The organism is Streptomyces sp. NPDC059255, assembly GCF_042752355.1.
Lineage (GTDB): Bacteria > Actinomycetota > Actinomycetes > Streptomycetales > Streptomycetaceae > Streptomyces.
Window position 1 is genome coordinate 366,216 of record NZ_JBHYZP010000002.1, and the last position, 21,011, is coordinate 387,226.

The window sequence follows — 21,011 nt, forward strand, 5'->3', positions numbered from 1 at the left end:
CATGAACTCGAAATCTCTCCTGGCCATCCCGCTGTCCGCGGACCTGTCGTGGATCCTGACGCCGCTGCTGGAGGCGCCGTGTGTGGTCTCCGGGCTGCTCTACAGCCGGGACGGCCTGATCCTGGGCCGGGCCCCCGGGCTGGACACCGACACCGCGGACGCCCTGGCGGCTGCCACCAGCAGCGCGCTGTCCATCGCCCGCGAGGTGGTCCGGTGCAGCGGCGGTGCGGGCATCTCGGATCTCGTCATCGGGACCGCCGACGGCGGCGTCTATTACATCGCTCCGGCGGGTGTGGGGGCGGGGCTGGCCCTGTGGGCGGCTGCGGGCGTGGACCTGGGGCGTCTGGCCCAGGAAACGCAGGTGCAGGTCGGCCGTCTCGCCACGGCGCTGGACCAGGCGTCCGCCGCCCGTACCCCGACGGTGTCATGAGCGGGGAGCCGCCGCAGCGGCGCCGGATGGTGCCCGGCTACATGGGCCTGGCCGGTCTGAGCGTGCCGGACCAGGACGTGAGCGGCGTGGAGCGGACGACGCTGCTCTACCGCTCGCAGACCTCGGCCGCCGGAATGGGCCTGGACCCGGCCGCGCGCCGGTTCCTGGGGCTCGTGGAGGACAGCCGGGTGCTGTCGACCTACGAGGTGGCCGCCGGTCTCGAACTGCCCTATGGCGTGGTCCGGATGATGACCGCGGCCCTCGCCACACTGGGCCTGCTGGAGGCCCGTCCCCCGGCCCCGCCCGCCGAACAGCCCGATCCGGCCCTCCTGGAGGTGCTCCTCAATGGTCTCCGCGCCCTCTGACGCCCCCGTCCGTCCTGTCCCCGTGAAGATCGTGATCGCCGGGCCTTTCGGCGTCGGCAAAACCACCATGGTCGGCGCGACGACACAGATAGAACCGTTGCGCACGGAGGAGACCCTGACGCAGGCCGGTACCGGGGTGGACGACATCAGCGGTGTCCGGGACAAGACGACCACCACCGTCGCCATCGACTTCGGCCGCCTCGATCTGTCCTCCCCCGGCCCGAGCCACCCTGGCGCCATCCTCTACCTGTTCGGCGCCCCAGGACAGGACCGCTACCGCACCCTGTGGGACGAGATCACCTACGGCGCCCTGGGCATCCTGGTCCTCGCCGACACCCGGCGCCTCAATGCCAGTTTCGAGGTCCTCGACTGGGTCGAGACGCGCGGCCTGCCCTACAGCGTGGCCCTCAACCTCTTCGACGACTCACCGGATCACTCGGTGACGGAGGTGCGTACCGCGCTCGACCTCGACGCCAGTACGCCGCTGACGGTGTGTGATGCCCGCGACTCCGCTTCCGCCCGCCATGCCCTGATCGCCCTCGTAGAGCACATCCAGAATCGGGTGCTGACATCATGAACCGTTTCTTCCCCGACGCGGGACGTCTGTACAGCGCCGAGTTCGCCGCGGATCCGCACGGCGTCTACCAGGTCCTGCGCGCCCAGCACGGGACGGTGGCGCCGGTCGAGATCGCACCCGGTATCGGGGCGCATCTGGTGCTGGGATACCGGGCCGCCCTGGAGGTGCTGGACGACCGCAGCGGCAACTGGTCGAAGGATCCGCGTCCCTGGCAGGCCACGCTCCCGGACACGCCGGCGGCCCGCGGGCTGATGGGCATGATCGGATGGCGGCCCAACGTGCTGTTCTCCGACGGGGCCGCGCACCGCCGCTACCGGCAGGTGGTCACCGACTGCCTCGCCATGGTTCCCCCTTACCGGCTCCGTGCGCTGGTCATGGAGATCTGCGATGCCCTCATCCGGGAGTTCGCGGTCACCGGCAGCGCCGACCTGGTCGACCAGTACGCCCAGCAGATTCCCCTGCGCCTGTTCAACCGGCTCTTCGGCCGACCCGACCAGGATTCCGCCGAACTGATCGCGGCCCTGAAGGGACTGCTCAACGCGACACCGGAGACGGGCGAGGCGGCCAACGCGGCGTTCGGCCAGTACATGAGCGACCTGCTGCACTCCAAATACCAGGAGCCGGGACAGGACCTGACCTCGTGGATCATCCAGCACCCCGCCGCACTGACCCCGGACGAGGGCCTGCACACGGTGATCCTGCTGCTCGGCGCCGCCTTCGAACCGCTGCTCAACCTGATCGTCAACGCCATCGCCCGGGTGGTCAGCGATCCCCGCTACCACGCGTCGCTCAGCGACGGGGCACTGACCACCTACGACGCGCTCCAGGAAGTACTGCGCGACGACCCCTCGATGGCGAACTACGGACCCTATTTCGTCCTCCAGCCGACCGACTTCCACGGCACGTGGATCCGGCCCGCCGAACTGGTCCTCGTCTCCTACGCCGCGGCGAACACCGAACCGGCCGCCGGCCTGGACCATCAGGGGGAGCGGTCGGACAGCGGCGCCCACCTCGGCTTCGGCGCGGGCCCGCACCGCTGCCCGGCAGCCGATCCCGCACTCCTGATCGCGGGCGCCGCGATCGACCGGATCCTCACCCTCCTGCCCGGCATGCGCCTGGCCGCCGAACCCGGCGCCCTGACCTGGCGACCCGGCCCCTTCCACCGGGCACTCAGCGCACTGCCCGTCACCTTCCGGCCCATACGCCCCGACCAGCCCGGAGACAACCCGTGGAACAGCCGTACGAACTCGACCCCTTCGGACGCGACATCGCAGGAGAAGCCGCGGCCCTGCGCGCACGCGGCGACGTCGTAGCCGTCACCCTGCCCGGCGGCATCCCCGCCCACGCCGTCACCCGCCACGCCGAACTGCGCGACCTCATACTCGACCCCCGCGTCAGCAAGAACCCCCGCAAACACTGGGCCCTGTGGGACCAGGCCCAGACCCGCCCGGACTGGCGATGGATCCTCGGCTGGGTCGGCCCCCAGAACATGCTCAACACCCACGGCACCGACCACGCCCGGCTCCGCAGGCCACTCCAGACCGCGTTCACCAACCGCCGCGTCGAGTCCCTGCGCCCGCAGATCGCCGACATCATCGAACAGCTCCTCGCCCCGCTCGTTTTCTGTCCGCCCGGCACCGTCGCTGACCTGCGCGCTGTGCTCGCCTACCCGCTGCCGATGGAGGTGATCAACCGTCTCCTCGGCGTCCCCGAGGAGAGCCGCCCGCACATGGCCGACCTGGTGGCCCGGATCATGGACACCACCCTCAGCGAAGAGCAGGCCCAGCGCACCATCGAGATGATCGGCACCGTCGTGCCCGCCCTCCTCGACCACAAACGGGCCGCCCCGGGCGACGACCTGACCAGCGCCCTGATCGCGATCCGGGAGACCGACGACGGACGGCTCACCAAGGACGAACTGCGCGACACGATCCTCCTCGTCAACGGGGCCGGTTTCGAAACCACCGTCCACCTCATCGCCAACGCGATCTACCTGCTGCTCGCCCACCGCGACCAACTCCGCCGCCTGCTGGCCGGCGAAATCACCTGGGACCGCGTCCTCGCCGAAGTCCTGCGCCTGCACCCCAGCATCGCCAACCTGCCCCTGCGCTACGCCATCTCGGACATCACGGTCGGCGGCGCCGTCATCCCGGCCGGACAGGCAATCCTGACCAGCATCGCCGCCGCCAACCGCGATCCCCGCCGCTACGGCCACGACGCCGACGACTTCAACCCCGACCGGGTCATGGACCCCACCGACCACCTCGCCTTCGGCGTCGGCGTCCACCACTGCATCGGCCGGCCACTCGCCCTCATGGAAGCCGAAGCCGCCCTCCGCGCCGTCTTCGCCCACTTCCCCGACATACGCCTGGCCCCCGGCACGTCCGCGCATGTCCCCTCGTTCATCGCCAACGGGCCTCTCCGCGTGGACGTCACCCTGAGCGCACCACCCCTGCCCCGGATCAAGCCCGGCGCCCGAGCTTCCGACGAGGAACGGGAGGAGCTGGAGACCTATGTGCTCTGGGCCTACGACAACGGCCAGGGAGACAGCATCCGCCTCATCGCGGACAAAACGAACCGCTCGTACGGCAACGTCCAGGGAATTCTGACCAAGGCGAAAGCCGACAAGCGTCCCCCCGGCGGCACCAGCAGCTGGGCAACCAGGAAACTCCCGTGACGACAGCGCTTCCCTCCGTCCACGGCGGAACAACCGCACCCGCCCCGCACACCCGAGTCCCGGCCGAGGAACGCGCCGTCCTCCTGCTGGCCGCGGATGGCCACACCGACCGGGTCATCGCCGCGAAACTCAACATCTCACTGCGCACGACAAGCCGCCGCCTGCACCGCTTCCGAAGCCGATACGGACTGCGCAGCCGTACACACGCCGTGGCCTACGCCGTGCGCCAGCACCTGATCTGACCGTGCGAACAGATAACCCAGCGCCCCGCGCTCGTACCGGAGACACCACTCAGCCGTGACCCACTCCTCCACGCACGCGGACGAGCCACTTCGTGATCCTTGATCCCTCCAGCAGTGACGGAATTCTGAATCCTGCCGGGGCAATCCGTACAGCTACCTCGCTTCTTCGTCCGATCATTCAACGGAGGAAACCATTCCCGCCCAGCCCCCAGCCGACGATGAGTTAAGCGTGACGCGGCTACCGGTCGGCGTCCCGCCGTACCAAGTGCGCTCCGCCACCACGGCGGACGCCGAGGCCCTACGCGCGCTGCTGCACTCCAGGGAGACGTGGATGACCCAACGTGGCTACCCGGGCAGCAGAAACAGCTACATCGTGCTGGGCCTGCTCGACAGTGATCCGGGACCGGTCAAAATCCTCACCGAGGACGGCGAGATCCTGGGATGCGCCGTGGTGCACCAGACCATCGTGCACGACCCCGGCTGGAGCGCCCAGGAGCGCAAGGAGCCCACGATGGGCATGCGCATGGTCTACACCCGCCTCTCCCCTTTCGGGAGCGCCCGCGACCCCCTCGCGCTCTACATGACCTGGTGGGCCGGCGACTGGGTGGCACGGCATCACCCTGAGGTTGAGTGGATCCGCTGCACCGTCCCGAGCCGGGCGGTCAGGGACCTGCTCATCCACCGCGACGGCTGGGCCGAAGTGCGGCGGACCCAGAACGCGACCTTCGCGCACCTGTACCTGATGCAGCGCCGCCCGGAACGCAAACGCGGCCTCGCGGCACTCATCGCAGACCCGGAACAGGCCAGGCCCCTCAGCCCCTCCCGGCCGTAACACCGCGGCACCCCATCCACACCTTCTTCCCCTCCGGGAGGCCAGACCCGCCCCCGGCCGGGAAAGCCATGCCCACACTGAAAGGAAATGCGAATTTTGAGTCGCTACGTCACATACAACATGTTCAACGGCGGTATCGATGCCGACGGATCGGAACACCGGCGGAAAGAACAGATACAGATCCTCGCGAGTCTGGATCCGGCACCGACCGTTCTGGTGATCCAGGAGGCGACCGGCTGGCACCGCGACGGCTGGCGCCGGCTGCACGAACTGGCCTACGCGCTCGGCCTGGTGGCGTTGCACCCGGTCACCAGCCGCATCGGTGACGGAGAGAACGCCACGGCGCTGCTCTACCGCCCTTCGGCGGCCACGGTCATCGCCTACACACCGGCCGTCGGCGTCGGCAAGTTCCACCACGGTCTCATGCGGGCCCGCATGGAGATCGACGGCAGGGACGTCCTGGTCCTCGGAACGCATCTGTCTCCCGCGAACGGCGCCGCCCGGCTGGCCGAGATCGGCCTGTGGATGACCGACTCCGGCGGGGACTTCCCCGGCATGCCCGACAACGCCGTCTTCCTCGGCGACTTCAACTGCCAGTCGATCAGAGATCCGGAACAGGACTGGTCGACGGTCCCCGTCAACCTTCAACCCCGCTACCGCACTGTCTTGCCCGACGGTTCGCTCGGCGAGGCGGACCGGGCCGCCATGCGGGTACTGCTGGACGCCGGATGGACCGACCCCGACGACCTGATGAGTACACCGCGCGCCGCGACCGTCGGGCACTGGTACAAGAACGAGCCGACCCCGCTGCGCCTCGACCACGCGCTCATCCGCGGCCCCGGCATCCGGCCCACGGCCTACTGGACTCTCGACACCGAGGCCACCCGCGCCGCCAGCGACCACCTTCCGGTCATCCTCGACACACACTGACCTCAACCAATACAGAAAGCAGGAGCCATGACCGCGGTACTCCAGGCAACGTTGGCGGAACAGCAGGCCACCATGCTGCGGGAGATCAGCAAGATCCTTGCGACGAATCCGGCCGGCGCCTCTTTGCGCCTCATGGTCGCACCGCCGGAAATGCAGATCCGGCCGGACGACGTACTCGTCCAGGAGGTCAACGAAGCGAGTGGGATCATAGAACTCCGCCCGCGCAGCATCGCCGACCTTCACCCCGCGGATGTCATCCACGACACACAGATCATCAATCCGGCGGATCAGGACTTCATCGACTACACGCCGATGGCGAGCGACTGCAAATACATCCCCCATCCCCCCAGCGAAGCGCACGCCGGGAAGGGTCACGTCTACATCATCTAGGGGGCGGACCGCATGGAACCTCAGATGCACCACGAAACGGCCACAAAGATCCTCTCCCCGCTCTGGTCTGCGACTCTGCCGACGTACCGCGCCGGAGGAGACCAGGCCAGACACCTGCCGCACCTCTTCGAAACGGAATGGACGACCGGGCTGCCGCTCCCCCTGGGGGAACAGCGAACACCCGGCCAGTCCGTGGCGCTGGCCGACGGCACCACATTCCATCGCGAAACCGACCAGAACAGGCTGAGCGCCGCCTACAAGCAGCAGCCTCGCACTCGGGTCTACGAAAGCATCGACGCGCGGAGCGACGGATGGTACAGCCTGGTAGCCACCCAAATGGCAAGACTGACCAGACGCCGCATCATATGCACGATGTACGAATCAAACGCCACCGATTACAATCTCGGCGCCCATTACGATGTATGGTTCGGCGTCATCATGCAAATGCGCGGCACGAAAGCATGGAAGATCTCGGCACCGCAGGGCAGCCAGGAGATCGTGACCAAGGCGGGAGATATCCTTCTCCTCCCTCCGAATGTGGAGCACGACGTCACCACCCCCGAATACTCGGTGCATTTGGTATTTGCCATCACCGGGAATCCGATGCGAAGTACTGCACATTCAGGTACTACCTGACCTGACCGGATGCCTCCGAGTGCGTGAGCCAGGCGACCCGGCCAACGGGAATGGCAGCTCACGCCCTCGGAAGGCAGCGCTGATCGCGCCACGGCCGCACCCCATAGGGAGCAAGCGGCCGGCCCACCAGCCCTGCACCGCACAGGGATCCACACGATCTCGAACCGAAAGGGCCCCATGGACTCCAGCACCGTCGACGTCGCAGTCTGGAACACCAAGGACGACGGTGGCCGCAGCGGCGAGCACCGGGATTTCACCCTGGACATCCTCGCCGAACTCGGAGACGGCGGGCCGGACGTACTGCTCCAGCAGGAAGCGAAGTACAGCAGGGACCGAGGCCACGATCTCAAGCACACCACGGAAAAACGCCTGAAGCTCCGCGGGTTCCTGTCCGCCCCCAACCCCTCTGCGGACGCGGACATCGCGACCGCCGTGTATCTGCGCCCCGACCTGTTCCACGTCGTCCGAGAGCGGCCCCGCAGGAAACCGTGGTGGCTCCACCCCTGCCACGTCACGGCACAGCTCGGGGACTGCCCCGTGCCGCTCAACTTCCTGTCGTTCCACATGTGCTGGTTCGACGCCGGCCAGCGTCTCACCGAGGCCGGATGGCTGACCACACAGGCACAGCTCGGCATGGCCACCATCGCGGCAGGCGACACCAACAGCTACCCGCGACGCCCCGAGCCGGTCACCCTGCCCGACTGGGACAAGGTCACCGACCGGGCGCACATGGTCCATCGGACCTACGTGGACGCCGACGGACACCGCAGAAGCGACACCCGCCCCGACGGCGCCCTGATAGACGCGGGGTATGTCGACCTTGCCCGTTTCGCCGCTGACCACCTCGGCCAGCCCGGCGCTCTCGCCGCCACCGCCGGGTTCGACAAGCCCCACCAGGGCGGGCCCCAGAGGATTGACCGAACTTACTCCGCCGGAGGAGTCGCTGCCGCCCTCGAACACGTCGAAGTCATCGACAACGAGGACACCCGCGCTGTGACTGATCACGGGCTGACTTTCTACCGCTTCCACCGCGGCCGGCTGGAACGTGCCCTCACCCAGATGGGGAAGGCTATGCCCCTGCCTCTCTGAGCCCCGCGTGGTCCGCCACGCGGCGCCAGCCCGGGACGAGACGGGCGGCCCGCCTCTGTGCGGAGCACGGTACCTCGTCCCGGGCCGAGAACCAGGCTTCAGGTCAGCAGTGTTCAGGCGTCGGGGAGTGCGTGATCAACCCCTGCCAGGGCCTGACGGGCTAGGTTCTCAGGGCGGTCGTGACCCGTTCGCGGAAGTCTCGTACGGCCGGGATCTCTGCCCGCTCGGCCATGCTGGCGGCCAGGTCGCGCAGTGGGCCGGCGGCACGGTGGGAGCTGATCTCCTCGGTGAGGTCGAGTGCCTGGTGGGCGGTGGCGCAGGCGCGTTCGGGTTCGTTCTGGCGCCATTGGGCGTCGGCTCGGCGGGCGAGGAACAGCGTATGGGTGCGCACTCGCTGATCGACGGGGAACAGGGCGGCGCTCTGGACGAACGTGTTCTCGGCCCTGTCGGGTTGGTTCAGGTCCAGGTGGGTGGAGGCGATGGCGCCGAGCAGTTCGCTCCGGTCGAACCAGGCGACCCATTCGGGGTCCTCGCCCAGGTTTCGGTCGGCGGTGTCCAGGAGGGCTGCGGCCTGGTCGAGGTCGGTGAGTGCGGCCGGGTTGTTCTGGTGCGCTCGGGCGCGGGCCCGGCGGGAGTACAGCATGGCCTCGACGCGGGGTGTCGTGCGGCCGCGGGCTGCGGAGAGGGCGGCGTCGGTCATGGATTCCGCGTCGGCCGGGCGGTCGGTGTTGTTGGCGGCGATGGACCAGAACGCGAGTATGTGGCTGCCGAGCACGGTGTCGCCCGAGGCATGGGCGGAGCGCAGAGCGGCGTGGAAGACGCCATCGGCGCAGGTGTCGTGGACGTCGAAGGTGGCCCAGGCGTGCATGCGGGCGAGATCGGCCGCGGCGGCGTGCAGCCTGGCGCCGTGGGCGTTGGTGTAGCTGCGGTTCTTCATCAGGTTGACGACGAGTTCGAGTCCGACGGCGGTCTCGGCCAGGAGCTGGCCGCCGCCGTCGATGTCGTCGGCGTGCCGCAACTGGCGGACGCGTTCTTCGACGCGGGCGACCTCTGTCTCGCCCAGGCGGCGGGCTCGGGCGAGCTGGCCTGCCGCGGCGGGGTCGGCCGTCAGCCACGCCCACAGTGAGGTGGTCAGAGTGGTGCCCGTCAGCAGGGTGAAGTGCCTGCGGTCCATGGTCATGTTCTCCCTCCCGGACACCTCGGCGAGCGCCTGGATGGCGCCGGATGCGTCCCAGCTGTAGCGGGTGGGCTGCTGGAGCGGGTCCAGAGCCAGCCAGTGGGGCCAGGGGTACTGGTCCACCGCTTCTTGAGGTATACCCAGCAGCTCCGCGATGAGGTAGCGGGTTGGTTGGTCGGGGCACCGTCCGGCCTCCCAGCGGTAGACGCCGTCCTTGCCGGTGCCTACCGGGATGCCGCGTCTGACGCTCAAGTCACGTAATCGGCGGGCGAATTCGGGTGGCTTCCAGCCGCGGGCGAGTAGAGCTCGTGTCAGCAGGTGCATCCATCAGCCCCGGCTTTCGGGTTCGAGATCTGTAGCCGAACATGTCGACGTTAGCGGGAGCCGGGCCCGGCTGGAATAGCGACTGCGGGTGCTCGCGGGGTGCTCATGGCCGCACCCGTACCGCACCCGTCAACGGTCTTCCGGAGCCTGCGGAACTCGGGGACTGTGACGTCACAGCCGCCGCAGCACCTCCCCGGCCGGACGCTGGGGCTGAAGGTGGGCGGCGCACTCCTCGAATGGGAGACACCCGATGGAAGACCAGACGCAGGTTCCGGCTCTCGCGGACAACGGCTACGTTCCGGCCGTCGTGACCGGGTTCGGCACCGTCACCGGTGCCACGCTCGGCAACAAGAAGCACGACCCGGCCGACGACACCCAGTACTGGAACGCGAGCTAACCCTCACGTCGGCAGTGACCGGGTACTGAAGCCGGCGCCCGGGTCGGTCCGCTGTGGATCACGGCGGACCGTCCCGGGCGCACCCTTTTTACGGCAGGAGGCCGTGTGAACCGCTTCGTTGTCGGGATATCCGCCACCAGCACCGGACCGCCGGTCCTCGTGCCGTGCAACGGAACCGAGCGTCTTGCCCTGCCGCACGGCCGCGTGTGGACCGTGGGGCATGCCACGGGTGAGTGCACCGTCACCGGATCACCGGACGGATCGGGGATCCGGCTGCTTACGGCCGGGCACTGCCTGGCCGACGCCGGCGAACGCCGGGCCGCCATGAGCGCCTGGCGGCGGGGGCACCGCGGGCCTGCGGCACTGCTGCCCGGCTCGCATCTGACCGTCCTCCAAAGCGGCGGCGACACGTGGGTGTTCGGGGACGGCGCCGGTGTGGTCCCGTTGTACTGGCGGGAGGAAACCGGCGCCGTGTGGTGGGCGACGGCTGCCACCCCGCTGGCCGCCCTGAACGGTGCAGCCCCCGATCTGACCTGGCTGCTGGCCGACATGACCGTGTCCGGGGTGGACTTCCGACTGGACCGTGCGCACTTCGAGGGGGTCCGCCGGATCCCGCCGGGCAGCGCCCTGGTGCTGAAGGACCACGCCGTACCGCACGTGATCGCCTTCCCCGCCGGGCCGGCCGCGCTGACGCTCGGAGAGGGGGCCCGATCAGTGCGGGAAGCACTCACCACGGCAGTCACCCGCCGGGCACAGGCCACCGACCGGCTGACGAGTGACCTGTCCGGCGGCGTGGACAGCAGCTCGGTCACCTGCCTCGCCGTGGCCGAACGGCCGGTGCTGGCCGTCACCTACACCGACGCTCGGATGGCCGAAGACGACGATCTCCTGTTCGCCCACCGCATCGCCGCGGAGGTCGGCGGCATCACCCACCGTGTGGTCGATGCCCGCGTCGAAGGCGTGCGGCATTTCGACGGCCTCGACGAACCTGACGCCCTGCCGCTCACCGATCTCCCATCGATGTCGCTCGGCGTCCTGTCCCTGCTCGCCGCCCGGCTGGCTCCGGCAGCCGCCCACGATTCCGGCGCGCATCTGACCGGGCGGGGCGGGGACAACGTCCTGGCCGCACCGAGCAGTCACCGGGTGGACGCCATGCTCGCCGGCCACCGTCTCATGGCCCTACGGCGGGTGACCGACTTCGCCCGCACCTGCCGGATCGAGCCGTGGCGAGCCTGGCGGCAGCTCACCACCACCGCCCGCACCCCCTACTCCCGCGCGCTTCAGCACCTGGGAGACCGGTTCACCAAGCCTCTTCCGACCGCTTGGCGCCCAGCCCCGGTGGACGCGCTGGCCTGGTGCTCGGCAACGGCCAGCGCCCGTTGGCTCACCCCGGCCGGACGGCGGGCGGTGGCCGGGCTCGTCACCGGGCGCACGCCGCACTCCGCCGGGCACTCCTCCCCGGGCGCGCTGCATGACCGGCTGGATCTGGAATGGATGGCAGGCGAACACGCGACGTTCGACGCCATCGCCCGCCAGCAGTGGGGTGTTCCGATCCACGCCCCGTTCCTGGACACCGCCGTCACCACCGCATGCCTGGCAATCCCGACCTTCGAACGGGCCCAGCCACGGGTCTACAAGCCCCTCGCGAGGGTGGCCCTGGCCCGGCTTGTACCGAACTGGCTCCTGACCCGGCAGACGAAAACTCTGTTCACCACGAGCGTGTTCGACGGCCTGACCGCCAACGCCCCCGCCCTGCGGCGCATCCTCACCACGTCGCGCCTCGCCGAGGCCGGGTTGCTGGATGTCCACCGGGCCACCGCCGACCTGGAAGCCGCCATCGCCGGGGCACCCGCGCCGCTGGCCGACCTGCACCACCTGATCGTCACCGAACTGTGGCTCGCCCGCCTGACTGCCGCAGCAGCTCACACCGCGTGGTGGCAGCCCGCCCCTCAAGGGAGCATCCAGTGCCCGTAACCACAACTCCCCAGCTCTACACCGCCCGGCTGGCCAGCGGCCGTGCCGCAGTGATGGACACCCGCACCGGCCGGGGCCACTGGCAGCACCTCAACCCCACCGCCGCCCTGCTGTGGCACCGCGTCACCGAAGGCACCCGACCAGAGCGGGCCGCGGAAGACCTGACCGCCACCTTCATCCGCGAAGGCGCCGATCCGGCCGTGGTCCGCGCCGATCTGAACACGCTCGTCGGCCAGCTCCGCGAACTCGGCCTCCTCTCCGGCCCGGCCGCCCCGGCCCCCGACCCGGCGCGGATACAGATCCGCCCCGCCCTGCCTCCGGACGAACCACTGGGCGCGGCTGACCGCGCCGCCGGCCTGGTCGCGCTGGCCGCCGCCCTGCTCCTTCTGCGCTGCGCACCCATCCGGACCAGCATCGCCGCCGCACGCCTCGTCGCCCGCCTGCCACTGCACCCAGCCGATCCCGAGCGGGCCGACCATCTGTTCGCAGCCGTACGCCGGGCCGCCCGCGCCTGGCCCGGCCGCGCGGCCTGTCTTGAGGAATCCCTCGCCTGCTACCTCGCCGCCGCGCTGCGCGGCCGGGGGGTGACGTGGGCCATCGGTGCCCGAACCGCTCCGGCCGGCGCCCACGCCTGGAACGAGACATCCGGCACGGTGATCGGCCAGGAGCCCGGCGACCGTCTATGGCCCTACGCCCCCGCACTGCGCATCCGACACACCGGGCATCCTGAATAGGAAACGTATTCGCCACCCTCCGCCATGGAGGGGGACCGTGACACCCGTTCGGGTGAGTCGTTGGCGCAGGTGTGACGACCTCTCCAGCTCCCAAGACCTCCGCCGACGCCACCGGCAAGCGACGCAAACGCCGCGCTGACCGTGTACCAGAGGCCGTGACCATCCCCCGGTACACGGTCAGCGGCGAGCGGCACGACGACGCGCTCGATGTGCCCTGGTGGACCATCGCCCGGCGCCTGCCCCGCCTGTCCGGCATCGCCGTCCGACTGGCCTGGCAGGCCGCTCCTCGCGCCGTCATGCTGACCTGTCTGCTCCAACTGGTTTCCGGAGCGGTCACCGCGCTCGGCCTGTACGCCACCACCAGCGCCCTCACCCCGCTGCTGGCGGCCGGGCCCACCGGCGAACGGGTACGCGAAGCGCTTCCCGGGCTGATCGTCGTCACGCTCTCCGCCTCCATCCGCTCCCTCGTTGCGGCGCTCACCGTCGCCACGACCGCCCGCATCGGCCCGCGCGTGGACGGCATCGCAGAGACCCGCTACCTGGAAGCGACCACCAGGGTCCCGCTCGCGGCGTACGACGATCCGGCCTGGTCCGACCAGTCGGAAGCGGCCTCCCGTGCCGCCAAGGACGTACACCTGATGGTGGAAGCACTGACTTCGGTCACCACCGCGTTGCTGTCCATCCTCGCGGCGGCAGGCATCCTCACCCAGCTCCACCCCGTACTCCTGCCCCTGCTGCTGCTCGCCGTCATTCCCCGCGGCTGGTCCGCCGTCCGCGCCGCCCGCGCCGCATACTTCGCCGACCGGCACACCCTCGCCGACCGGCGTCTACGACACTCCGTGATCTTCGAGACCTCCAGCCGGGAGAACGCGCTGGAGGTACGCGCCTACACCCTCCGGGCCTGGCTACTGCGCCGATTCCGGGATGTGGCAGCTCGCCTGGAGGACGCCGCCGCCGCCGTCGGACGCACCACGGCCCGCTACCAGCTCCTCGGTGACGCCGCCGCCGGTACCGCCACCGGCGGCGTCTACGCCGCCCTGCTGTGGCTCACCGCTACCGGCCGCATCCCCCCGGCCGCCGCCGGTACCGCCTTCATCGCTGTCCAGACCAGCGGACGCCTCCTGATCGGCCTCGTCCAAGGCGCCAACACCACCTACAAGACCGGCCTCTACCTCGGCGACTGGGACGACTTCCTCACCGACACCGCCACCCGCACCCGCCTGCCCGAACACCCGGAGCCCATCCCTGCCAACCCCGAGGTAATCGAAGCAAGGAACATCACCTTCCACTACCCCGGCAGTGAACTGCCCGCCCTGAAGAACATCAGAGTCAGCGTCCGCCGCGGCGAAGTACTGGCAATCGTCGGCGCCAACGGCTCCGGAAAATCCACCCTCGCCAAACTTCTCGCCGGCCTCTACACCCCCACCACCGGCACCGTCACCTGGGACGGAACCGACATTGCCCGCACCAACCCCGAACAGCTCTGGCGCCACCTCGCCATGCTGCCGCAGGACTTCGGCCGCTGGCCCGTTACCGCCCGCGAGAACATCACCCTCGGCCAAGGCGACCAGGACGACCACAGCATCACCGCCGCCGCAACAGCAGCCGGCGCGGACACCGTCCTCAACTCCCTGCCCGATGGCCTGGACACCAACCTCGCCCCCTCCTGGTGGGGCGGCCGCGATCTCTCCGGCGGTCAATGGCAGCGCATCGCAGCCGCCCGCGCCTTCTACCGCAACGCCCCAGTCCTGATCTGCGACGAACCCACCTCAGCACTCGACCCCCTGGCCGAGGAAGCCGTCTACGAGCGCATCCGGAACCTCAGCGCGGGCCGGACCGTCATCCTGATCACCCACAGACTCGGCTCCACCCGCGCCGCCAACCGCATCATCGTCCTCGACGGCGGCGAGATCACCGAAGAGGGAACACACGACTCCCTGATCAATCGCGATGGCGGCTATGCCGCAATGTGGCGCGCTCAAGCCGACACCTACGCCAGTAGCTCTGACGTTGGCATCCCCTCTGTGGCGCCGAGTGCCACGCCGCACGCTTAGCACTCCATCTGTAGATCTGCGATGCTTCGTGGGACAAGGTACGACACGATGCCGTTCCACCTTGAGACCGAGCGGCTGGCGCCGTGACGAAGGCGACTTCATCGGCTACTGCGGGCTGATCATCGGCCGCTCTACTGTGGAGGAGCCTGAAATCGCGTATGAGCTGTTCCAGCGCGCGCATGGGCGTGGCCACGCCACCGAGGCGGCCGGCGCGGTGCTCAATGCCGCTATCGCGACCGGGCGGAAGCGGCTCTGGTCGACCGTCGGCGCGTGGAACACACCGTCGCTCCGTGTCCTTGGGAAGCTCGGTTTCGAGCGGGATCACGTTTCCATGGAAGACAACGGTGAAGTGGTCTGGCTCACACGCCCGTTGCCGTGACGCGAGAGCACGCCTTCCGGCTTCATACTCACGTGATCAAGTGCGCTCCGGCAGCGCCAGGTATGCCGAGATCGGTCAGTGCTCCAGGTGTAGATCGTGATTTTCATGTCTGGGCTGCGGCTTGTCGACGAAATTGGCTGGCCTGTGATCGTGCCTGATGGCGGCGTCGCCAGTCAGCACCATGGTGTAGTCAGTTCCAGAAGACACACCCTGAACCACTCCCAGGCACACGCGTAACGCCTGAGGCGGCAGTTCGGTGCCGGGCGATCGCCGGGAACCGGCACTGACTGCGGCTCTGTGGTGTCCGTGGATCGCTCAGTAGAGTCCGCTTCTGAAGCCCGGCAGTGACAAGGTGGACCGAATCGGCGACACAACGGCGAGGAGCTGTTGATGGACGGGCCGAGGGGATCGGGCGACGCGACGGCGCTTGGGAGCAGTGCGTTCACCGCGCTACCGCCGCGCTGGCTGTGGGGCGCCACGCCGTCGATGAGAACTGCTGGGATGACGTCGCGATCCGCGACATCATCGCCGTGGTCCTCTACAGCCTGCATCTGCTGGACTTTTCCGGCCAAGGGGCTTTGCTCATGGGGTGTGACCTGCAACTGAACATAGCGAACATGTCCGGGACGTGCTGTGGAGGTGCGCTGCCTGTCGCTCGTATGGGTGAGTAGCTGGTGGCGATTCGACTCGTGACGGGGGAGAATCCTGGGCGGCGACGGGGAGGAGATTTCGGGCTCTGTCGACGATCTTGTGATGCTGATGAGGTCATGGACTGTGGAGTATGCGGATGCGGAGGAGGTCGAGGTTGGCCCGGCCAAATCCCATGCGCTTGAGGAGTTTGACGCGTGTCACGTGTCCCTCGACCTGGCCTGAGCTCCATGAGGTGGATTAGCCGGCGGTGACCGCGTGGAGGTCGCGGAGCAGGCCGTTGACCAGGGAGTGAAGGGCGGGCAAGTCGTCCGCGAGGACGCGGTCCATCCAGGCGGGCAGTTGGTGGCCGTGCTGGTCACGCATCATGTTGGCGAAGTCACGGACGTGCCGTGCTGCGGCGTCGAGTTCGGGGCAGGCGGTCCGGATCTCTTTGAGCTCAGCCGCGTCGGTCTCGGTGAGATGCCCGGGGTTCGTCATGATCCAACGGATGACACGGCGGGGTTTCGGCGCTGGCCGGCGTTCGGGAGGGGGTGCGGGTGGATGCTTGGGCCGAGGGCTGTGGGGCTTCTTGAACGGGCGGAAGTAGCGGCGGACGCACTGGACGTCTCCGGTGAATCCTTGCTCTCGTACTTCACGATGGAGTTGGGGAATGTCGTGGCAGCCGTCGATCCACCGTTGGTGCAGGTAGGGCTTGTAGTCGTCCAGGAGGGTTGCGCGGTTGGTGGCCTTGACCAGCAGTTCGTCGAGGCTGCGGGCGCGGGCGAAGCGGCGCACGGTGGAGTGGTCGAGCCGTAGTTCCCGGCCGATCGCGCGCAGTGTTTTTCCCTCGGCCAGCCGTTGCTGCACTGCCTCGTACCGTTCCGTGGTGCGGATGACCAGGCGCCGGGGACGCCCCATAAGATCGAGCGTCCCGTCCGGCGCTACAAACCGTACGGCTTCGACGCCGGGCGGCTCCTTCGTGACCTGGTCCTCCTCGGTCGGCTGCGTGATGACCCGGGGCGTTGCGAACGCGGCACGGATGCAGCCGTGGTGGGCGCCGACCGTCTTCTCCAGGGCCTCGGCGAGGTTCCGCCACAGATGCCACCCGTCTGCGACCTGCATGGCCTGCGGAGCGCCGGCGCGGGCGCCCTCCGCGTAGGCGCCGGCCCGGTCCCGGCAGATGACCTCCACCTCGGGATGCCCGCGCAGCCAGGCGGCCAGCGGGGCGGCGTCCCGCCCGTGCAGCACGTCGAGCGGCCGACGGGCCTCCAGATCGATCAGGATGGTGGCGTACGAATTGCCCTTGCGCAGTGCGAAATCGTCCACCCCCAGCACCCTGACCTGGGACGGGGACGGTTCGGGGACCGTGCGTAGGAGCTTCAGGAGGGTGTCCTTGGCGACACGGACGCTCAACGCGCCGGCGAGCCGTGCCCCGGGACGGCCCGCCAACGTCAGCGCGATCGAGCTGAGCACCGCACGCAGCAGCGGGGTGTACCGGGCATGCGGGCTGGTCAGCCCCGGGACCTGCTCGGCGAACGTCGCTGCCGCGCACCGGGAGTTGAGGCACTTGAAGCGTCGGACCATCAATTCGATCACAACCGGGGCGCCACCAAGGGGAACGTCAGCGAGCCGCCGTATGTACCGGCCGTGCACCCGCCACGACGGCATCGCGCACGTCGTGCATCTCGCCGGGAGCGTCCGGCACGACGTACGAAGCGTGACCACCCCGGCCGCCCGCTTGACGGACTCCATGACCACACCCGACAAATGCGGTAGCAACCGCCCCAAATTCCCTGAATCGCACACCCGGTAGATGCCCAGTTCAGACGGAAGACATCACAAGATCGTCGACAGAGCCAGATTTGGTGATCGTCGGGGAGGCATGGAAGCCCGGTTCCAAGATCCAGCTTGGTGAGCTGGAAGTGACGGTCGCGTTCAAGATTCGCTGTGGGGCCAAGGGCGGCCGGTGCGGCAAGGTGCGAGCCCATGCGCTGGCGCTGCCCAGAGGCGGGGACTACTGCCTGATGGTCATCCCAGTTAAGGACGGTTTTCCGCAGGCGCTTGTCCCGCATGACTTCAACGGGGCATGCGAGGTGCCGAGCTGCCCGACTCGCGGCCGTGATCGTTTCTATGAAAAGGACGTCGCGTATCTGTCGTCTCGGTCCGGTGAGGGCACCTCGGGACTCGCGGAGCGGTTCGAGGGCGGAGTCATCAAAGGCGTGAATCTGTGCCTGGATTTCAAGATCCTGCGCCCGCGCTTTGAGGAATACATGCGCAAGGGCAAGGCCCGCGCACTAAACTGGGCGCCAGGCATGGAAGGCACGATGCTGAAGCCGGAATGGCAATGCGTCGGCCACCGTGCCCGACATCTTCATGAGGAAGCCGGCAGCAGTTAGTTGCAGACTCAGCTCGGACTGAGTGGCGGTGGCACGCCGAGCCCCTGGAGGGGTCCCGTCGTGCTGTTCAAGTCCCTGATGTTGCTGGCCGCTTCGTTTCTCGCCCTCGTTGCTCCAATGATGGCAGCGACCACCACCCTTGCAGTCCCCGTGGCCATTCTTCTCCTCGTAGCGGGTGTCGCCATTGCCGCGTTGTGCTTCCGTGACGAGAAGCGGCGTGAGGACGCCCGCGAGGTTCTGCGGATGCTACTCGAGCACTTCTTCCCGAAGAAGAGGTAGGTCAACGTGGCTATGACGTCGTCAACCGGCCCCAGCGCGACGGCCCGAAATGGCCCCACTTTGTGAAGACCACCGACGTTATGAAGCAGTCCACCGCGGGGGCATGCACGAGTCCAGTGGACTTAGGGGTTTGTGGAACCTTCCTCGGCGAACTGCTGGAGGAAGGCGTGAGCGGCCTCGTTGATCTTTTTGACGGGGTCGGGACAGCTTTCGAAGTCGAACCACTCCCCGTGGGTGCGCCTGGCGTTGAATTGCTCATGCAGGTAGCGCTCAAGAGGGAACCCACCGCGAGCGCTCCAGAGAAGTTCCAGTTTGGTCGCGGAGCCCGACTGCAACGACTTGATCCGCAGGGCTATGTCCTTCGCAACGCCGATCTTGACTGAGCCAGGGGTGCCGTCGGTCGATATGGCATACACCCACCGGTCATCGAAGCGCATTTTTTCGCGCACCGCACGAGGCGTGGGCTGCTCCATCAGTTCGATCATCTCCTCATACTCGCGATCCATCCGCTCTTTGATTGCGACTGTCAGACGGTCCAGCTTGTCTCGGGCCTGCTCGGCAGTGATCGCTCCAGCTGTAATCAGATCGAGGAGTTCAATCACAGCCGGGACTTCGATGTCAGTGCCCCAGCTGGGAGCGTCCCTTCGCGTATCGCCGCCCATCCCAACCCCCCACTGCAAGGTGACGTTCTCGATGCGGTGGCTGCCGAAGGTCAGCTGCACGGTGAAGGATTGGGCCACGAGGAGTCCTCTCAGACCAAGGGATGGTGTGGTGCCGGGCGGGGCCATCGTCGCCGATGCCACTGACATTGGTGTTCGTGACGCTTAGGGTCTGTCCGGCGGATCTTGCACGTCGTCCTGGCGCAAGGCGGTGGTTCTATGTCACCCACTCGCCGGTGACACGTCCAAGGGCACTGCCGTCTCGGGCGCGACACCGGCCGCCGCCAGCTCAGGGCTGTGATTCAGAAGTAGCCCACAGAACGGGCAGAGGAACGACTGGATACTTCCCACCCCCTCGTTCCGGTCGTCGTGCGGGCAGGTGTCCCACTCTCCTTCGCAGGAGCAGCCCCTGGGCTCCAGGTCACCGTAGACGTTGCCGCTGTATCCGCAGGCCGGGCAGCTATGCCACCAGCGGCGTGTGCCGGGTTTCGCTAGGGCGTCTTCCAGTAGACGCCCTGAAGCGCTGACTTCAGCCAGGATCGGCGCGATCAACAAGGCAGGGAAGTCGTTGTGAACGCGACGGATGGCGGCGCCCACGCTCGATGCGAGTACAACCTTCACCATCACTGCGGTCCGCGCCCGCTGCTCGATCTCGGAAGGGCTGGGCGGAGCTTCGAGCGGGAAGGTGTAGGGGACTATGTCGTAGGCGACGAGAAGCTCTCTCGCAGCATCCCTTATCCGGTCCCCAGCGGAGTCGAGGGCGGTGAGCAGGGCTGCGCTCAAGGTCGTGCGGGTTACAGCTTCCTGGACGTCGGCGTGCCGTGCCTCAGCCCACCATGAAATGACCGACTGAGCCGTCCGGGCGGCTGTGGTGAGCTCGCTGAAGACCTTCTGGGCTTGGAGAAACGCTAGTTGCTCGGTCGCTCTTTCGATGGCCGGCCGGTCGCTCTGGCCCTTCTGGCTCGGCAGGTCGGCGACCTTGTCCAGGCTCGTGAAGACGGACTGGTACTCGCCCCAGAAGGTGGAGGAGTCGAGGCACAGTTCGGCGCGTACGGCTTCGATGACCTGGAGACCGAGTTTGACGACCTCGGCCGCAGACTCTTCACTGTGGTGCGCGTAATGAGCAACGCCGTTGCGTGATGCGGCGACCAGGTGAAAGCCGCGCTCGTCGAGGGGCATACGTCCGTCCATGAAGACCGTCGCGTCCCTGAACGCTTCCGTGATGCCGATGGTTCGAGCCTCGGCCAGCGGCTTGACTCCTGGCGCGTTTCCGAATCCGAGGGCATGGAAGCGGTGGGCCCGGTCGCCCTTCTCTGAGATGAGAAGCGGGTCGTGGCGGCACAAGAGGGCCTTGAGAATGTGCTCGCACCCGATGCCGCAATGCAGCACCGCGAAGGCTCGGTTACCCGCGCGCCACGAATCCAAGCTGGCCCGAGCGAGCTGGCCCGCCATCTCGCCGAACCTCTCCTCGTTCACCTCTGACCTCTCCTCACGCCTGAACCTGACCGCCACCCCGCCCCAGTGCTGGACAGTGGCGCTTGGAGTAACAGAATCACGACTTCCGTGAGGTCGTGGGGCATTAAGCGTCACTCCCACGGCCCCATCACCCGTCGGTGGTCTTCACAAAGTGGGGCCATTTCGGGCCGTCACGCTGGGTCCGGTTGACGACGTCATAGCCAGTCAACGCCCGGCTGAAGAGGCCGCGCTCACTTCAGCGCCGTCGGGGGGCCGGGGGGGGGCAGGGGCCCCCCCACCACCCCCCGGCCGGGGCCGCGGGGGGGCCGGCGGGTTTGAGAAAAGGGGGGGGTGTTGTGCCAGGGGGGGGGGTTTGTGGGATTAA

The 21,011-nt window shown here is 68.2% G+C and carries 22 protein-coding genes; 18 read left to right on the forward strand and 4 right to left on the reverse strand.

All coding sequences use genetic code 11. The features are described from left to right. Position 1 precedes the first annotated feature (1 nt). The 11 genes from ACFXKG_RS05270 to ACFXKG_RS05320 all read left to right on the forward strand — a co-directional run bounded on the left by ACFXKG_RS05270 (position 2) and on the right by ACFXKG_RS05320 (position 8,168). Positions 2-430 carry a roadblock/LC7 domain-containing protein gene (locus ACFXKG_RS05270; protein ID WP_384832564.1) on the forward strand — a complete coding sequence of 143 codons (429 nt, stop codon included), beginning with the start codon at positions 2-4 and terminating at the stop codon, positions 428-430. Then, positions 427-795: a DUF742 domain-containing protein gene (locus ACFXKG_RS05275; protein WP_384832567.1), complete on the forward strand. Its 369-nt coding sequence runs from the start codon at positions 427-429 to the stop codon at positions 793-795. Before ACFXKG_RS05270 ends, ACFXKG_RS05275 begins: the two co-directional genes overlap by 4 nt. Continuing rightward, complete coding sequence (locus tag ACFXKG_RS05280; RefSeq protein WP_384832570.1) at positions 776-1,372, forward strand: ATP/GTP-binding protein; 597 nt, start codon at positions 776-778, stop codon at positions 1,370-1,372. The genes ACFXKG_RS05275 and ACFXKG_RS05280 overlap by 20 nt, the downstream gene beginning before the upstream one ends. Next, on the forward strand, positions 1,369-2,685 hold the full coding sequence (locus tag ACFXKG_RS05285; protein WP_384832572.1) for a cytochrome P450: 1,317 nt from the start codon (positions 1,369-1,371) through the stop codon (positions 2,683-2,685). The genes ACFXKG_RS05280 and ACFXKG_RS05285 overlap by 4 nt, the downstream gene beginning before the upstream one ends. Then, the gene (locus tag ACFXKG_RS05290; protein ID WP_384832575.1) at positions 2,601-4,049 is read left to right on the forward strand and encodes a cytochrome P450; all 1,449 of its coding nucleotides are present in this window, start codon (positions 2,601-2,603) and stop codon (positions 4,047-4,049) included. The genes ACFXKG_RS05285 and ACFXKG_RS05290 overlap by 85 nt, the downstream gene beginning before the upstream one ends. Then, positions 4,046-4,291: a response regulator transcription factor gene (locus ACFXKG_RS05295; RefSeq protein WP_384832578.1), complete on the forward strand. Its 246-nt coding sequence runs from the start codon at positions 4,046-4,048 to the stop codon at positions 4,289-4,291. Before ACFXKG_RS05290 ends, ACFXKG_RS05295 begins: the two co-directional genes overlap by 4 nt. A 229-nt stretch (positions 4,292-4,520) precedes the next feature. Next, positions 4,521-5,123, forward strand: a complete 603-nt coding sequence (locus ACFXKG_RS05300; RefSeq protein ID WP_384832580.1) for a hypothetical protein — start codon at positions 4,521-4,523, stop codon at positions 5,121-5,123. A gap of 87 nt (positions 5,124-5,210) precedes the next feature. Continuing rightward, entirely contained in the window at positions 5,211-6,053 is an 843-nt protein-coding gene (locus ACFXKG_RS05305) for an endonuclease/exonuclease/phosphatase family protein (RefSeq protein ID WP_384832583.1), read from the forward strand. 27 nt (positions 6,054-6,080) lie between these two features. Further along, positions 6,081-6,443, forward strand: a complete 363-nt coding sequence (locus tag ACFXKG_RS05310; RefSeq protein WP_384832586.1) for a hypothetical protein — start codon at positions 6,081-6,083, stop codon at positions 6,441-6,443. Positions 6,444-6,467: 24 nt separating this feature from the next. Continuing rightward, positions 6,468-7,079, forward strand: coding sequence for a hypothetical protein (locus tag ACFXKG_RS05315; protein WP_384832589.1), 612 nt, complete (start codon positions 6,468-6,470; stop codon positions 7,077-7,079). 177 nt (positions 7,080-7,256) lie between these two features. Beyond that, the gene (locus ACFXKG_RS05320; RefSeq protein WP_384832592.1) at positions 7,257-8,168 is read left to right on the forward strand and encodes an endonuclease/exonuclease/phosphatase family protein; all 912 of its coding nucleotides are present in this window, start codon (positions 7,257-7,259) and stop codon (positions 8,166-8,168) included. A gap of 160 nt (positions 8,169-8,328) precedes the next feature. Here ACFXKG_RS05320 and ACFXKG_RS05325 read toward each other — a convergent pair whose 3' ends face one another. Next, the gene (locus tag ACFXKG_RS05325) at positions 8,329-9,597 is read right to left on the reverse strand and encodes an XRE family transcriptional regulator (RefSeq protein WP_384832595.1); all 1,269 of its coding nucleotides are present in this window, start codon (positions 9,595-9,597) and stop codon (positions 8,329-8,331) included. 322 nt (positions 9,598-9,919) lie between these two features. Between ACFXKG_RS05325 and ACFXKG_RS05330 the strand changes: the two genes are divergently transcribed. The 5 genes from ACFXKG_RS05330 to ACFXKG_RS05350 all read left to right on the forward strand — a co-directional run bounded on the left by ACFXKG_RS05330 (position 9,920) and on the right by ACFXKG_RS05350 (position 15,207). Beyond that, entirely contained in the window at positions 9,920-10,066 is a 147-nt protein-coding gene (locus tag ACFXKG_RS05330; protein ID WP_384832598.1) for a hypothetical protein, read from the forward strand. A 105-nt stretch (positions 10,067-10,171) separates the two neighbouring features. Then, positions 10,172-12,040: an asparagine synthase-related protein gene (locus tag ACFXKG_RS05335; protein ID WP_384832602.1), complete on the forward strand. Its 1,869-nt coding sequence runs from the start codon at positions 10,172-10,174 to the stop codon at positions 12,038-12,040. Beyond that, positions 12,031-12,774: a lasso peptide biosynthesis B2 protein gene (locus ACFXKG_RS05340; protein ID WP_384832605.1), complete on the forward strand. Its 744-nt coding sequence runs from the start codon at positions 12,031-12,033 to the stop codon at positions 12,772-12,774. The genes ACFXKG_RS05335 and ACFXKG_RS05340 overlap by 10 nt, the downstream gene beginning before the upstream one ends. Before the next feature lie 155 nt (positions 12,775-12,929). After that, complete coding sequence (locus ACFXKG_RS05345; RefSeq protein ID WP_384832608.1) at positions 12,930-14,828, forward strand: ABC transporter ATP-binding protein; 1,899 nt, start codon at positions 12,930-12,932, stop codon at positions 14,826-14,828. Further along, a complete protein-coding gene (locus ACFXKG_RS05350) occupies positions 14,725-15,207 on the forward strand; it encodes a GNAT family N-acetyltransferase (protein ID WP_384832613.1) in 483 nt (160 codons plus the stop codon). Before ACFXKG_RS05345 ends, ACFXKG_RS05350 begins: the two co-directional genes overlap by 104 nt. A gap of 888 nt (positions 15,208-16,095) precedes the next feature. On the opposite strand, the gene ACFXKG_RS05355 is transcribed toward ACFXKG_RS05350, so the two are convergent. Continuing rightward, the gene (locus tag ACFXKG_RS05355) at positions 16,096-17,589 is read right to left on the reverse strand and encodes an ISL3 family transposase (RefSeq protein WP_384832616.1); all 1,494 of its coding nucleotides are present in this window, start codon (positions 17,587-17,589) and stop codon (positions 16,096-16,098) included. A gap of 110 nt (positions 17,590-17,699) precedes the next feature. On the opposite strand from ACFXKG_RS05355, the gene ACFXKG_RS05360 reads away from it, so the two are divergent. Next, entirely contained in the window at positions 17,700-18,233 is a 534-nt protein-coding gene (locus tag ACFXKG_RS05360) for a hypothetical protein (protein WP_384832619.1), read from the forward strand. A 60-nt stretch (positions 18,234-18,293) separates the two neighbouring features. Continuing rightward, on the forward strand, positions 18,294-18,512 hold the full coding sequence (locus tag ACFXKG_RS05365; RefSeq protein ID WP_384832622.1) for a hypothetical protein: 219 nt from the start codon (positions 18,294-18,296) through the stop codon (positions 18,510-18,512). A gap of 122 nt (positions 18,513-18,634) precedes the next feature. Here ACFXKG_RS05365 and ACFXKG_RS05370 read toward each other — a convergent pair whose 3' ends face one another. After that, a complete protein-coding gene (locus tag ACFXKG_RS05370; RefSeq protein WP_384832625.1) occupies positions 18,635-19,252 on the reverse strand; it encodes a GIY-YIG nuclease family protein in 618 nt (205 codons plus the stop codon). A gap of 141 nt (positions 19,253-19,393) precedes the next feature. Continuing rightward, positions 19,394-20,647 carry a hypothetical protein gene (locus ACFXKG_RS05375; protein ID WP_384832628.1) on the reverse strand — a complete coding sequence of 418 codons (1,254 nt, stop codon included), beginning with the start codon at positions 20,645-20,647 and terminating at the stop codon, positions 19,394-19,396. Positions 20,648-21,011 lie beyond the last annotated feature (364 nt).

Bases quoted from the DNA above. Each gene is read 5' to 3' on its own strand.
- ACFXKG_RS05355 (WP_384832616.1), bottom strand. From the start codon at position 17,589: ATGGAGTCCGTCAAGCGGGCGGCCGGGGTGGTCACGCTTCGTACGTCG.
- ACFXKG_RS05270 (WP_384832564.1), top strand. From the start codon at position 2: ATGAACTCGAAATCTCTCCTGGCCATCCCGCTGTCCGCGGACCTGTCG.
- ACFXKG_RS05305 (WP_384832583.1), top strand. From the start codon at position 5,211: ATGCGAATTTTGAGTCGCTACGTCACATACAACATGTTCAACGGCGGT.
- ACFXKG_RS05280 (WP_384832570.1), top strand. From the start codon at position 776: ATGGTCTCCGCGCCCTCTGACGCCCCCGTCCGTCCTGTCCCCGTGAAG.
- ACFXKG_RS05315 (WP_384832589.1), top strand. From the start codon at position 6,468: ATGCACCACGAAACGGCCACAAAGATCCTCTCCCCGCTCTGGTCTGCG.
- ACFXKG_RS05310 (WP_384832586.1), top strand. From the start codon at position 6,081: ATGACCGCGGTACTCCAGGCAACGTTGGCGGAACAGCAGGCCACCATG.
- ACFXKG_RS05320 (WP_384832592.1), top strand. From the start codon at position 7,257: ATGGACTCCAGCACCGTCGACGTCGCAGTCTGGAACACCAAGGACGAC.
- ACFXKG_RS05275 (WP_384832567.1), top strand. From the start codon at position 427: ATGAGCGGGGAGCCGCCGCAGCGGCGCCGGATGGTGCCCGGCTACATG.
- ACFXKG_RS05285 (WP_384832572.1), top strand. From the start codon at position 1,369: ATGAACCGTTTCTTCCCCGACGCGGGACGTCTGTACAGCGCCGAGTTC.
- ACFXKG_RS05350 (WP_384832613.1), top strand. From the start codon at position 14,725: ATGGCGGCTATGCCGCAATGTGGCGCGCTCAAGCCGACACCTACGCCA.
- ACFXKG_RS05330 (WP_384832598.1), top strand. From the start codon at position 9,920: ATGGAAGACCAGACGCAGGTTCCGGCTCTCGCGGACAACGGCTACGTT.